The 13080-nt window shown below is 71.1% G+C and carries 15 protein-coding genes; 10 read left to right on the top strand and 5 right to left on the bottom strand.

What is annotated here, in order from left to right:
- The first annotated feature begins 165 nt into the window (after positions 1–165).
- From purF to amcA, 4 genes are all read left to right on the top strand, one after another.
- Positions 166–1704, top strand: coding sequence for an amidophosphoribosyltransferase (gene purF / locus ABZV00_RS01465; protein WP_328422359.1), 1539 nt, complete (start codon positions 166–168; stop codon positions 1702–1704).
- Positions 1705–1765: 61 nt separating this feature from the next.
- A complete protein-coding gene (gene purM / locus ABZV00_RS01460) occupies positions 1766–2920 on the top strand; it encodes a phosphoribosylformylglycinamidine cyclo-ligase (protein WP_328422361.1) in 1155 nt (384 codons plus the stop codon).
- A gap of 130 nt (positions 2921–3050) precedes the next feature.
- A complete protein-coding gene (gene amcB, locus ABZV00_RS01455; RefSeq protein WP_355601332.1) occupies positions 3051–4154 on the top strand; it encodes a cyclophane-forming radical SAM peptide maturase AmcB in 1104 nt (367 codons plus the stop codon).
- Positions 4123–4359 carry a multiple cyclophane-containing RiPP AmcA gene (gene amcA / locus ABZV00_RS01450; RefSeq protein ID WP_355600875.1) on the top strand — a complete coding sequence of 79 codons (237 nt, stop codon included), beginning with the start codon at positions 4123–4125 and terminating at the stop codon, positions 4357–4359. Before amcB ends, amcA begins: the two co-directional genes overlap by 32 nt.
- A 143-nt stretch (positions 4360–4502) precedes the next feature.
- Here the strand turns inward: amcA and ABZV00_RS01445 are convergent, their stop codons facing one another.
- Both ABZV00_RS01445 and ABZV00_RS01440 read right to left on the bottom strand, forming a co-directional pair.
- The gene (locus tag ABZV00_RS01445) at positions 4503–4718 is read right to left on the bottom strand and encodes a DUF3073 domain-containing protein (protein WP_328422365.1); all 216 of its coding nucleotides are present in this window, start codon (positions 4716–4718) and stop codon (positions 4503–4505) included.
- A 299-nt stretch (positions 4719–5017) separates the two neighbouring features.
- A complete protein-coding gene (locus tag ABZV00_RS01440; protein ID WP_355600873.1) occupies positions 5018–6100 on the bottom strand; it encodes a Glu/Leu/Phe/Val dehydrogenase dimerization domain-containing protein in 1083 nt (360 codons plus the stop codon).
- Positions 6101–6292: 192 nt separating this feature from the next.
- Between ABZV00_RS01440 and ABZV00_RS01435 the strand changes: the two genes are divergently transcribed.
- Both ABZV00_RS01435 and ABZV00_RS01430 read left to right on the top strand, forming a co-directional pair.
- A complete protein-coding gene (locus ABZV00_RS01435) occupies positions 6293–7132 on the top strand; it encodes a hypothetical protein (RefSeq protein WP_355600871.1) in 840 nt (279 codons plus the stop codon).
- 250 nt (positions 7133–7382) lie between these two features.
- On the top strand, positions 7383–7592 hold the full coding sequence (locus tag ABZV00_RS01430) for a BldC family transcriptional regulator (RefSeq protein WP_007073996.1): 210 nt from the start codon (positions 7383–7385) through the stop codon (positions 7590–7592).
- 78 nt (positions 7593–7670) lie between these two features.
- Here the strand turns inward: ABZV00_RS01430 and ABZV00_RS01425 are convergent, their stop codons facing one another.
- On the bottom strand, positions 7671–8060 hold the full coding sequence (locus ABZV00_RS01425; RefSeq protein WP_355600869.1) for a PPOX class F420-dependent oxidoreductase: 390 nt from the start codon (positions 8058–8060) through the stop codon (positions 7671–7673).
- A 54-nt stretch (positions 8061–8114) separates the two neighbouring features.
- Between ABZV00_RS01425 and ABZV00_RS01420 the strand changes: the two genes are divergently transcribed.
- On the top strand, positions 8115–8894 hold the full coding sequence (locus ABZV00_RS01420) for a class I SAM-dependent methyltransferase (protein ID WP_328422373.1): 780 nt from the start codon (positions 8115–8117) through the stop codon (positions 8892–8894).
- Positions 8895–8945: 51 nt separating this feature from the next.
- Here the strand turns inward: ABZV00_RS01420 and ABZV00_RS01415 are convergent, their stop codons facing one another.
- On the bottom strand, positions 8946–9248 hold the full coding sequence (locus ABZV00_RS01415; protein ID WP_074315850.1) for a hypothetical protein: 303 nt from the start codon (positions 9246–9248) through the stop codon (positions 8946–8948).
- 176 nt (positions 9249–9424) lie between these two features.
- On the opposite strand from ABZV00_RS01415, the gene ABZV00_RS01410 reads away from it, so the two are divergent.
- Entirely contained in the window at positions 9425–10282 is an 858-nt protein-coding gene (locus ABZV00_RS01410) for a 3-hydroxyacyl-CoA dehydrogenase family protein (protein ID WP_355600867.1), read from the top strand.
- Complete coding sequence (locus tag ABZV00_RS01405) at positions 10279–11022, top strand: enoyl-CoA hydratase/isomerase family protein (protein ID WP_355600865.1); 744 nt, start codon at positions 10279–10281, stop codon at positions 11020–11022. The genes ABZV00_RS01410 and ABZV00_RS01405 overlap by 4 nt, the downstream gene beginning before the upstream one ends.
- Before the next feature lie 65 nt (positions 11023–11087).
- Here the strand turns inward: ABZV00_RS01405 and ABZV00_RS01400 are convergent, their stop codons facing one another.
- On the bottom strand, positions 11088–12431 hold the full coding sequence (locus ABZV00_RS01400) for an ABC transporter substrate-binding protein (protein WP_355600863.1): 1344 nt from the start codon (positions 12429–12431) through the stop codon (positions 11088–11090).
- Positions 12432–12585: 154 nt separating this feature from the next.
- Between ABZV00_RS01400 and ABZV00_RS01395 the strand changes: the two genes are divergently transcribed.
- Positions 12586–12975, top strand: a complete 390-nt coding sequence (locus ABZV00_RS01395) for a hypothetical protein (protein ID WP_328422382.1) — start codon at positions 12586–12588, stop codon at positions 12973–12975.
- Positions 12976–13080 lie beyond the last annotated feature (105 nt).

Raw genomic sequence — 13080 nt, 5'->3', positions numbered from 1 at the left:
CCCCAATGTCCGGGTGATCGTCACGCTCGGCAGGGAAATCGTGACTATCTGTATTCATGGCGATTCGCGTACACTGTCAGGCGACGACAGTGGTCCCGGCCGAGGAGTGTGGATCCGCCCCGTGATCCCCGCCAGGCCGGTCCAGACCAGCATGAGGGAGCGGTAGTGCCCCGAGGCGACGGCCGGCTGAGCCACGACCTTGACCCCCAACGACCCGGCCCACAGGATGCCTGTGGCGTCTTCGGCGTCTGGGCTCCGGGCGAAGAGGTCGCCAATCTGACCTATTTCGGCCTCTACGCCCTCCAGCACCGCGGCCAGGAGGCGGCGGGCATCGCGGTGAGCGATGGCTCCGGTGTGGTGGTCTACAAGGATCTCGGCCTGGTGGCCCAGGTCTTCGACGAGCCCACCCTGGCCAGCCTGCGCGGCCACCTGGCGATCGGGCACGCCCGCTATTCCACGACCGGCGCCTCGAACTGGGAAAATGCCCAGCCGACCATCCGGTCGACCAGTTCCGGCACGACCATCGCGTTGGCCCACAACGGCAACCTGGTCAACACCGCCGAGTTGGAGAAGGAGGTCGCCGAGCGCGGCCTCGTCGCGGACGGCTCGACCAACGACACCTCCCTGGTGACCATGCTGCTGGCCAGCCGACCGGACCTGTCGGTCGAGGCGGCCGCGATGGAGGTGCTGCCGCAGCTGCGGGGCGCGTTCAGCTTCGTCTTCATGGACGAGTCGACCCTCTACGCGGCTCGCGACGCGCACGGCGTACGCCCGCTGGTGCTCGGCCGGTTGGAGCGCGGCTGGGTGGTCGCCAGTGAGACCGCCGCGCTGGACATCGTCGGCGCCAGCGTGGTGCGCGAGGTCGAGCCGGGCGAGCTGATCGCGATCGACGAGGACGGGCTGCGGTCCACCCGGTTCGCCGCACCGGAGCCGAAGGGCTGTCTCTTCGAGTACGTCTACATCGCGCGCCCGGACGCCACCATCGCGGGGCGCAACGTGCACGCGGCACGGGTGCAGATCGGCCGGCAGTTGGCCAAGGAGCACCCGGTCGAGGCCGACCTGGTGATCCCCGTGCCCGAGTCCGGCACCCCGGCCGCGATCGGCTACGCGGAGGCGTCCGGCATCACCTACGGTGCCGGTTTGATGAAGAACCCGTACGTGGGGCGCACCTTCATCCAGCCGTCGCAGACCCTGCGCCAGCTCGGCATCCGGCTCAAGCTCAACCCGCTGCGGGAGAACGTCCGGGGCAAGCGGCTGGTGGTGGTGGACGACTCGATCGTCCGCGGCAACACGCAGCGGGCCATCGTGCGGATGCTGCGCGAGGCGGGGGCACTGGAGGTGCACGTCCGGATCTCCTCCCCGCCGGTCAGCTGGCCGTGCTTCTACGGCATCGACTTCGCTACTCGGGCGGAGCTGCTGGCCAACGGGTTGGACAACGACGGCATCCGGCGTTCCATCGGAGCCGACACGCTGGGTTACGTTTCGCTTCCTGGCCTGATCGCCGCGACCGAGCAGCCGAAGACCCGGCTGTGTCGGGCGTGTTTCGATGGGGAGTACCCGATCGAGCTGCCGGCCGGCAACCTGATCGGCAAGCACGTGCTCGAAGGGGTGGGCCGACGGGTCGCCAACTCGGCACCGGAAGCCCCACACACCAACGGCTCGCTCGTCGCCACTCCGGGTGGCGTGACCGCAAACCGCCCGTAGCACCAACCGGCGCGGCCCGGCCACCGCCGGTGCGGCACCGAGAACCACAAAGGGGAGAACCGTGACGCACGTGTCCGAGCGCAGCGGCGCAGGAAGCAGCCCGACCGGCGCCGGCGGCGACCGCCAGCTCTGGACGGCCGGCGCCGGCCGTCAGACCCGCAAACGCTCGGTCTCGTACGCCGACGCGGGCGTCTCGATCGACGCGGGTGACCGCGCGGTGGAGCTGCTCAAGTCGAAGGTGCGTCAGACCCGTCGCCCCGAGGTGCTGGGTGACCTCGGCGGCTTCGCCGGCCTGTTCCGGCTGGACACGACCAAGTACAAGAACCCGATCCTGGCTTCCTCCACCGACGGGGTGGGCACCAAGCTGGTGATCGCCCAGCAGATGGACATCCACGACACGGTCGGCATCGACCTGGTCGCGATGGTCGTCGACGACCTGGTGGCCTGTGGGGCCGAGCCGCTGTTCCTGCTCGACTACATCGCCACCGGCGAGGTGGTTCCGGACAAGGTCGCCGAGATTGGCGCGGGCATCGCCGACGGTTGCCGCTACGCCGGCTGCGCGCTGCTGGGCGGGGAGACCGCCGAGCATCCCGGCGTGCTCCGCCCGGACGAGTACGACATCTCCGCGACCGGCGTCGGCGTGGTCGAGGAGAGCGACATCCTCAGCCCGGATCGGGTCGAGGTGGGCGACGTGGTGATTGCCATGCGCTCCTCCGGCCTGCACTCCAACGGCTACTCGCTGGTCCGGCACGTGCTGCTCGGCGCGGCCCGGATGCGGCTGGACATCGTGATCGACGACTTCGGCCGGCAGCGGACCCTGGGTGAGGAGCTGCTCACCCCGACCAAGATCTACGCCAAGGACTGCCTGAAGCTGATCGCCGAGGCCGAGGTGCGGGTGCTGGCCCACGTCACCGGCGGCGGCATCCCCGGCAACCTGGTCCGGGTGCTGCCCGAGCACGTCGACGCGGTGGTCAACCGGTCCACCTGGAAGCCGCAGCCGGTCTTCGACCTGATCCAGTCGAAGGGTCGGATCGACGACCAGGACATGGAGTCGACCTTCAACATGGGCGTCGGCATGTTCGCCATCGTCTCGGCCGAGGACGCCGACCGCGCGCTGGCCACGCTGACCGGCCGTGGGGTCGAGGCGTGGCAGGCCGGCGAGATCATCGAGGGCACCGGCAACGTGCAGATGGTTGGCCAGCACACCCGCGGATGATCACGTTCTGGTGATCGTACGGGCACCTGATCAGGGCTTCACCCGAGTGGCCAATGCCGCCTAGCCTGAAGGGCACCCTCAGGCTAGGCGGAGGAGGGCGATGGCTGCTCGTGGACAGTCGTTCAGCGGGATGCGCGGTCTGGCCGCCGTCCCGTCGTACGTCGTCATGCAGCCCACCACCCTCTGCAACCTCGACTGCGCGTACTGCTACCTGCCGTTCCGGGCCGCCGACCGGCGAATGCCGGTGTCGGTGGCCGAGGCGGTGGCGGCGGCGGTCAACCCGTGGGCGGCGGCCGGCCGATTCTCCGTGGTGTGGCACGGCGGTGAGCCGCTGGCGGCCGGCCGGGAGCACCTGGCCGACCTGATCGCGCCGTTCGGGCCCCAGGTCGAGCACCACGTGCAGACCAACGCCACGCTGATCGACGACGACTGGTGCGACTTCTTCGCCCGGCACGAGGTGCGGGTGAGCGTGAGCGTGGACGGGCCCCGGGAGCGCAACGGCGACCGGGTCAACCGGGGCGGCCAGCCGGCGTACGACCGGATCCTGCGCGGGGTCGCCGCGCTGCGTCGGCACGGGCTGCCGTTCTCCGCGCTCGCCGTGGTGTCCAGGCCGGAGTCGGGGCTCGCCGCCGAGCTGTACGACTACTTCCTCGGGCTGGGCTGCGACGTGTTGGGCATCAACATCGAGGAGACCGAGGGGGTCAACACCCGCGATAACCGTCACGACGCGGCGGCGGTGACCGCCTTCTGGGCGGAGCTGGTGGCGGCCTGGCGCCGGGAGCCCCGGATCCACCTGCGCGAGATCGAGTGGTCGCTGCGCTACGCCGCGGCGGTGCTCGACAACTCGGCGGACAGCGTGCTGCCCCGCCGGCTGGACCCGATCCCGACGATCGGGCACGACGGCTCGGTGACCGTGCTCTCCCCGGAGCTGGCCGGCTTCACCGACCCCCACTACGGCGACTTCAGCAGCGGCAACGTGCTGACCACCCCGCTGGCCGAGATCCTCACGGGCGCTGCCGCGACGCCCTGGGTGGGCGAGTTCCTGGCCGGGGTGGAGTCGTGCCGGACGTCCTGCCCGTACTTCGGCTTCTGTGGCGGTGGCCATGCGGCCAACCGCTACTTCGAGCTGGGGCGTTTCGACGGTACGGAGACCGAGCACTGCCGCAACAGCAAGATCCGCCTATTGGAGGGAGTGTTGGAGCATGCCCGAGACCACGAGTCACCGGTTGCCTGAGCGCGAGGCGGATGACGCCCCGGACGGAGTCACCGAGCGGGTGCGGGAGGTGGCCCCGGGGCTCGTCGAGCTGCTTCAGGAGGCCGAGGACGCACGGCGGCTGCGGGCGGAGGTATCGGGCGGGGACGGCGCCAGCGCGGTCTGCGCCTGGAACCACTTCGAGAACATCCCGACCTTCTACAACTGGAACAACCGGCCACGCTGACGGGGACCGCGGTCAGGGGCCTGTCGAACGGCCGGAGAGGTCTCCCGCCGGGCCAGGCCCCTGATCGTCGGTGCCGGTAGCGCTCTCGACGGGCACATGCGTGAGCACGCGGGGGTCACCGCGTGCTCAGCTACGTCGAGAGGTCAGTGGGTCGGACGAACCCAGGGATCCGGGTCGTCGTCCGCGTGATCCTCATCATCGTCGTCGACGAACTCTTTTGAGTCGTCGTCGAAGTGGTGCTCAGACTTACCAGCACCCGCCAGTTCGCGCTGCAAGGCGGTGAGGTCGGTGTTCGGGGAGTGGTACTTCAACTCCCGGGCCACCTTTGTCTGCTTGGCCTTAGCACGGCCGCGCCCCATGGCTCGACCCCCTCGCACAGAATGCGGGGCAGCCCGAAGGCGGGCCCCGATGACGTCAGGCATCTCTCGTGGCTCTTACGGTACATGGGGATGCCATCGTTCGGCACCTCGGGTTACCGTCAACCGGCTCTGCGCGTCGCGTCGATCCGGCCGTAACCCAGTGTACCCGGTAAGGAGCGGAACGGAGAGCACCCGTGACACCGGGCAAAACGCACCAAACTTGACTCGGCCTCAGCTTACCGAGCCGGGCCGGCGGCGGGGCCCGGAGGCGGATCCGGTCGATCCGCCTCCGGGGTCGCTCAGCGCAGGTGGATCGTGCGCAGCCGGCCGACGTCGGCCATCCGCCGCTCGGCCAGACGGTCCGCGGCCACCGCCGGAGGAACGCCCTCGGCGTCCGCCAGGTGCAGGATCTCCCGGGTGGTGTCGTAGATCCGGGTGGCCCGCAGCTTCGCCCGGTCGAAGTTGAAGCCCTCGATCTCGTCCGCCACCTGGATCACACCGCCGGCGTTGACCACGTAGTCCGGGGCGTACAGGATGCCCCGGTCGGCCAGCAGCTTCTCGATGCCCGGGTGGGCGAGCTGGTTGTTCGCCGCCCCGGTCACCACCTTGGCCCGCAGCACCGGCACGGTGTCGTCATTCAACGCGCCGCCCAGCGCGCACGGGGCGTACACGTCGATGTCCGCAGCGACCATCGCGGTGGGGTCGTCCACCAGGGTGACCTCCGGGTGGTTGGTGCGCACCCACGTCAGCGCCTTCGGGTTGACGTCGGTGGCCACCACCTCGGCGCCGTCCTCCAGCAGGTGCCCGGTCAGGTACTTGCCGACCTTGCCGAGGCCGACCACGCCGACCCGGCGGCCGCGCAGGCTCGGGGTGCCCCAGACATGCTCGGCGGAGGCCCGCATGCCCTGGAAGACGCCCCAGGCGGTCAGGATCGAGGAATCACCGGCGCCGCCGTGCTCGACGCTGCGGCCGGTCACGTAGCGGGTCTCCCGGGCGATGACGTCCATGTCCGCCACGTAGGTGCCGACGTCGCAGGCGGTGTAGTAGCGGCCGGCCAGCGACTCCACGAAGCGGCCGTACGCGCGCAGCAGCGCCTCGCTCTTGATCTGCTCCGGGTCGCCCCAGATGACCGCCTTGCCACCGCCCAGGTCCAGCCCGGCGAGCGCGTTCTTGTACGCCATGCCGCGGGACAGGTCGAGCACGTCGGCGAGCGCGTCATCCTCGCTGGCGTACGGGTAGAAGCGGGTGCCGCCCAGCGCGGGCCCCAGCGCGGTGGAGTAGATCCCGATGATCGCCTTCAGGCCGCTCTGCTTGTCCTGGCAGAACACGACCTGTTCGTGTCCGGTCGATACCGGGTCGTCGGTGCTCGCGAATACGCCCATGACTGGCTCCTGGAATGGTGGCGTCCTTGTGGGACGCGGACCTGGTGGACCCCGGCGGGGATGCTGCCGGTGCCGTCGAGCCTAGTATCGGCCGCCGTGGGGGTGCCCGACGCGCTGCCGGCGTCCCACGTTGCGGCGCGCGTGGTCCGGCCGCTGACCGCGTCCGGGTGCGGTTCGTGGGAGGATCGCGCCGTGCCGTCGCTCTTCGCTTCTTACCTGCGCGTGTACGAACCGCTGACCGCCTTCGACCGGGACCGCCAGAGCTACTGGCGCCGCTACGTGTCGGAGGGGCGGGCCGTGGCCCCGGTGGAGGGGCCCGGCCGGCAGCGGACGGCGGTGATCGAGGCGCTGGGCGCGGGCTGGACCCGGCTACCGGACCTGCCGGAGGAGGCGTACGTCCTGGAGACGGACGACAGCCTGCTGGTCTGCCCCTGGAACCTGCGGATCCGAGTCGCTGAGGCGGCCCTCAGCGCCCGGGACGGGGTGCCCTCGGTGCTCGCCGACGCCTTCGTGCCGCCGGTGCTCGCCGGGCAGGCCCGGGCGGTGGTGGACGACTGGCGCAGTGGAGCCCGGGTGCTGGAGCACGGGGTGCCCCGGGTGCACGAGCAGATCGCCACCTGGGGTGTGCCGCTGCGGTGGTTCGTGCTCTTCGACCCCTCCGAGCGGGACCTGGTCGCCCAGCCGGGCCGACGGGCGCTGCGCTACCGGACCGAGATCTCCAAGGCCCGCCGCCGCTCGTCACGGGCGCTGTCGGTGCTGCGTAAGTCGGTGGGCGAGGCGCCGATCACCGACGCGGTGGAGGAGGCGGCCCGCTGGCTGGAGGAGTTCCACCCTCGCTCGGTGGTGGAACTGGACTACGGCGGCCTGGTCGATCTGCTCTCCGACGAGACGCTGGCCGCGGACGACTCGCCCGAGTTGGTCGCCGGCGGTCTCGCCGGGCTGTCCCGCGGTGAGGCCGAGGAGGCGTCGGCCGCGTACGACAAGCTGGTGGCCCGGTGGCGCGCCGTGCAGCTGCTGGAGCGGTGCAACTAAGGCAAATCGCCCAAGGAGCGCTCTCAAGGTGAGGTGTGCTCGTAGTTGACGCATCACGAACCGTGATCATGAGTCCGAATAAGGTACTTTCTGACATGTAAAAGTAGTAAAAATCGGGCATGGTTCATCCGTCCGTCTAGGGACCTTCATCCGTTCGGCCCATGTCGGACATCGGGGACTAGCCGGACCATGGGAGGCGCGTCGGCCGGCGGGACCCCGGCCGATGTCTATACATGTGGAGGAGTGACCGATGGCATCGCGAACGCATGAACCAGAGCCGCTACTCACGCCGGCCGAGGTGGCGTCGATGTTCCGTGTCGACCCGAAGACGGTGACCCGGTGGGCCAAGGCGGGCAAGCTCAGCGCCATCCGCACCCTGGGTGGCCACCGTCGCTACCGCGAGTCGGAGGTCAGGGCGCTGTTGCAGGGCCAGATCCCGCAGCAGCGGCAGGGTGACTGAGCGCCAGTTTTTCCGGTCAGGGGCGGTGGATCTCGATCCGCCGCCCCTTTCCATGTCCGCCCGCGGGCGCGCCCGGCCTCAGTCGCGCCCGTCGGCCAGCGTCACCCGGATGCTGACCGTGCCGCCCTCACCACGGCGCAGCCGGCTGCCGAGCAGGCTCAGTCGACCGAGCAGCCGGTACTTGTGCTTGAGCAGGTCGCGTACCCGGCCCGTGTCGCCGCCACCGTAGATCGTCGCGTGGGCGGGCACCTCCGCACCGTGCGGCCGGCCTCGCACGTCGCACGGCGCCACGGTCACCTCGCCGTTGCGGCGGATCCGCTTCACCTTGCCCGAGTCGGCCCGGGTCCAGACCGCCAACGCCTCGCCGTCGCGTACCGCCCAGACCGGCGTCGGCACCGCCCGACCGTCCTTGCGGAAGGTCGTGAGCAGGATGTACTTCTCGGCCGACAGTCTGTCCAGCGTGGTCACGCCGCCAGGATACGGCCGCTGCGGGCCGCTGAGTGGCCGGATAGCGTGAACGTCGTGACGGGGGATCCTCTAATCGGTGACGTTGTCGGAGAACTGCTCAGGGACACGCTCGCCGTGGCCTCCGGGGTGGGTCCCCGGCCGCTGGTCGGCGGGCGACTGCCCCGGCCGGTCATCGAGATCATCGAGCGGGACGACGGATTGATCAACGGCGCGCCGGCCGCGCACTACCTGGACGCGCCGGCGGACTGGCAGCCGTACGACCACCGGGCCGTGGACCGGGCCGAGGGCGAGACGCTGGACATCGGCACCGGTGCCGGCCGCATCGCGCTGCTGCTCCAGGAGCGCGGCGTACCGGTCACCGGGCTGGACACCTCGGCGGGCGCGCTGGCGGTGAGCCGGCGGCGCGGGGTCCGGCGGCTGGTCCACGGCACCGTGGACACGCACGTCGCCGACGGCCAGCGGTACGACACGTTCCTGCTGCTCGGCAACAACCTGGGGCTGTTCGAGGGGCGGGAGCGGGCACCCGGGTTCCTGGCCGCGCTCGCCGCGCTGGCCCGGCCGGGGGCGCAGATCATCGCGCACGGCACCGACCCGTACGGCACCCGTGACCCGCTGCACACCGGCTACCACGAGCGCAATCGCAGCCGGGGTCGGCTGGGCGGCCAGCTACGGCTCCGGCTGCGCTACCGGGAGTTGGGCACCGAGTGGTTCGACTACCTGGTCTGTTCGGCGGACGAGTTCGCCAGCCTGGTGCACGGCAGCGGCTGGCGGCTGACCGATGTGGACGACCGCGATGCCCCGTACTACCTGGCTACCCTGCGCCTCGCCGATTGAGCACCCAGGTGAGGAAGGGCCCCGCGACAAGGAGGGGCCCTTCCCTACCTCTCAGACCTGGACGGTCGGGGGGAGTTGCTCGGGCGGAAGCCCGCCGTCGCCGTCGACCACCTCGTCCGGGGTGCCGTCCTCGTCGATGTCGACCATGGTGATGTCCACCTTGCCGTCACCGTTGGTGTCGAACTGGAACAGGTCGGCCTTGCCGTCGCCGTCGGTGTCCACCACCCACACGTCGGTGCGGCCGTCGTTGTTGGTGTCGGCGCGCAGCAGGTCGACCCGCTCGTCCCCTCGGGTCTCCACGGTCTCCCCGTCGGTGCTACCCGGGTCGGTGACGCTCTCCGGTGCCTGGCTCATGTCGACTGGTCCTTCCCTCGGTTGACGGGCCGTCTGTACCCGATCCCGCGCTCCCCCACGCATGGGCCGGGTCGCCGTGCTGCATAGGGTCGCACCATGAGCGAGCGGAGTGGGCGGAACGCCCGAGCCGGCGTGGCGGGGACCCCGCGCGCCGCCGGGCGGGACAGGGAGGCGTGATGAGCGATCGTTTCGTGGTCGTCGGAGCCGGCACGATGGGGCTCGGCATCGCGTACGTGGCGGCCGGGGCCGGGTACGCCGTCGAGTTGGTCGAGGTGGACCCCGGCCGGGGCGCGACCGCACTGAACCGGCTCGCCGACCTGTGGGAGCGGGCGGTGCAGCGCGGAAAGCTGAGCGCCGACGAGGCCGCCACCAACCGGCTGCGGGTGACGCTGCGCCCGACCCTCGCCGAGGTCGCCCCCGCCCCGGAGGTGATCGTGGAGGCGGTGCCGGAGCGGCTCGACCTGAAGCGGGCGGTGCTACGTGACGCCGCCGCGCTGCACCCGGCGCTGCTGGGCAGCAACACCTCCAGCATCGCCATCGGCGAGCTGGCCGCCGGTCTGGACCGGCCCGAGGGCTTCCTCGGCCTGCACTTCTTCAACCCGGTCTGGGCGATGGCGCTGCTGGAGGTCGTGGTCGGCCCGGCCACCGCCGAGGAGACCACCGCCGCGGCCGTCGCGCTCGCCGGCCGGCTGGGCAAGGACCCCGTCGTGGTACGCGACCTGCCCGGCTTCGCCACCTCCCGGCTCGGGGTCACCCTCGGCCTGGAGGCGATCCGGATGGTCGCCGACGAGGTGGCCAGCCCGGCCGACATCGACAAGGCGATGGTGCTGGGCTACCGGCACCCGATCGGGCCGCTGGAGCTGACCGATCTGGTCGGCCTGGACGTGCGGCTGGACATCGCCCGCACCCTCCAGGCCGCGTACGGGGATCGCTTCGCGCCGCCGCCGTTGCTGGTGGAGATGGTTGCCGCCGGGCGGCTGGGCAAGAAGTCCGGGCACGGCTTCTACCGGTGGGACGGCGGGGTGAAGCGGTGAGCGGGCTGCGGATCGAGGAACGGCCGGACCGGGTGGTGGTCACCCTGGACCGGCCGGAGAAGCGCAACGCCATCGACGCCGACCTGATCGCCGAGCTGCACCAGGTCTGCGCCGAGCTGGAGGCGCGCCCCCGGCTGCTGCTGCTCACCGGTGGCGCGGAGGGCATCTTCGCCGGTGGCGCTGACATCGGTCAGCTCCGCGAGCGGGGCCGCACGGACGCCCTGGCCGCGATCAACTCGGCCGCCTTCGCCCGGATCCGGGCGCTGCCGATGCCGAGTGTGGCCGCCGTCGACGGCCCGGCGTTGGGCGGTGGCGCGGAGCTGGCGTACGCCTGCGATCTGCGGGTGTGTACGGCGCGGGCGTTCTTCGGCCAGCCGGAGGTGCGGTTGGGCATCCTGGCCGGCGCCGGCGCGACCCACCGGCTGCCCGCACTGATCGGTGAGGCCCGGGCCAAGGAGCTGCTCTTCACCGGCCGGCGGGTGGACGCCGCGGAGGCGCTGCGGATCGGCCTGGTGAACCGGGTCGTGGACGAGCCCGGTGAGCTGCTGACGGTGGCGCACGGGCTGCTGGACGAGATGGCCCAGGGCTCGCCGCTGGCGCTGCGGCTCACCAAGTTGGCGGTGGACGCACCGGCCGCCGCGCACCCGCAGCTCGACCTGGTCAGCCAGGCGGTGCTCTTCGAGGACGAGGAGAAGCACCGGCGGATGACCGAGTTCCTGGAGCGCCGCCGGACCCGTTGACGCGGGGACGGAAACGGCCGCACCGGCGGAATGCCGGTGCGGCCGTCGTGGTCCGTGGTCGGTGCTCAGTGCCGGATCTGCACCCCGCTGTCGGCGAGCGCCCGGATCACCTGTGCGGACTCGCCGAAGCCGATGACCAGCACGGCGTCCGCGCCGAAGTCCTTGATCTCCTTGGCGCCGTCGGTGAAGTCCACCGGCGGGGCCTTGGCGTCGGCCGGCGGCTCGTAGGTGAGCAGCTTGAGCCGGTCGCCGGTGATGCCGGCCTTCTCCAGCTCGTCACGGACGGTGGCCTGAAGGCCCTCGCCGTAGGAGTCCTTGCGGGCGACGATGACGATCTTCTGCGACCCGTCGCGGAGGATCACGTCGGCCAGCGCCCGGCCCTGCAGGCTGTCCGGCGGTGCGGTGCGGAAGTAGAGGCCCTTGTCCTCCACGTCAGTCAGGCCGCTGTCGGTGTTGGACGGCGAGAAGAGGATCTTCCCGGCCGCCACCACGTCCGGCAGCACCTCGCGGGAGATACCCGAGCCGCCAGCGCCGATGATCAGGCTGACGCCGTCCGTCACGTGCTTGGCCACGGTCGCCTTGGCCACCGCCGGGCTGGTGCCGTCGTCGCCGTCGATCCAGGTCACCGGCTTGCCCAGCGCGCCGCCACCGGCGTTGATCTCCCGGATCGCCAGCGCCGCGCCAGCGGCCATCGGCGGGTAGGCGATCGCCAGGTCACCGGTCTTCGGCAGCAGGCCGCCCAGGATCAGCGGCTCCTGGTCGGCGTCTCCGCCGGCGGGCTGCTTCCTCGGCTTCGGCGGTGCCTTGGTGCTCGCCGCCGACTCGGTGCCCGCCCCGACGAACTCGGTCTTGCCGTCGTTGATCTGCTGGCCGTCGAACGTCAGCGTGGCGTAGCTCGCGGTGGCCGGCTCGCCCTTGTCGGTGAAGCCCGCCCGGGTCAGCGACACGCTGCGGTACTCGATGTCCTGCCCGGCGCGGGCCAGCGTCAGGCAGGTCGCCGGGTCCTCGCAGCGCTGGCCGCCGTTGGTCACGCCGACGATCTGCTTGGCGATGGCCGCCGGGTCTGTGCTCCCGGCCAGTTGGGCGGCGAGCACTCCGATCACCACCGCGTCGTACGTCTCGGCGGAGTAGAGGTAGTCCGTCAGCGCCGGGTCGACGGACCGTAGCCGGCTCTTGAAGTCATCCGGCAGCGGGGTGAGCGGCGTGGTTCCCTTCATCCCGTCCACGAGATTGGCACGTTCCTTCAACTCCGCAGGATAGGAGTTGAGCATGTTGCCGTCCGTGCCGTAGAGGCGCACCTGTTGAGCGCTTCCCTCCTCGGCCTTGTCATCCCCGCAAGCGCTTGTGGCGAGCAGGATCGTCGCGCAGGCGGCCAGTGAGGCTGCCCGCGAGCGGCGTGATACGAACATGGTCGTCCTTCCTCCGGCGAAGGTCCGCTGCGCACATTAGCGTGCCGGGGCCAGCGGCGGGACCGTGGAGGTGGCCTAATGCGCAGGTCGCTCGCCTCGAACACGGATAGTGACGGTCGGGGGGGCCTTGACCGGCCGTCCTACTGTGCGCTGGGTGACGGACCTACCACAGCAAACGATCGACGACGCGGCTTCCGTGCTCCGCTCGGCGCTGGCCGGGGATGGAGACGCGGTGGTGGGGACGTTCGACGCGGTCGTCGACCGTGCCGGCCTGAACGGTGCCTACGGGGTCGCCTGGTGCCTGGCCGCGACTATGGTCGGTGACGCACCGTCGGGCAGCGGGTGTGCCCTCGACTTCCCGGGGATCGACCAGGCTGACTACGACACCCGCTGGGTGGCCCGGTTCGTCAGCGCGTACGCCAACCGGGACGTACCGACCGGGGAGGCGCTCTTCGGTGCGGCGGTGGCCGACGGGCTGCTCCCCGACTGCCTGCTCACCCTCGCCGGCTCGACGATCGCCACCCTGCGCAGCCGGTCGGGCTGATGATGCCGGGCGCCCGTCGGGGGCGGCCGCCGCGCCCGGGTGGGTCGCTCAGGAGGCGTTACCCGCGACCCTCGTGCTCGTCACGCAGCTTGTCGACCTGACCGT

Origin of the sequence: Micromonospora sp. NPDC005173, assembly GCF_040608515.1 — a bacterium.
Lineage (GTDB): Bacteria > Actinomycetota > Actinomycetes > Mycobacteriales > Micromonosporaceae > Micromonospora.
This window is presented reverse-complemented; position numbering and strand designations above follow the sequence as displayed.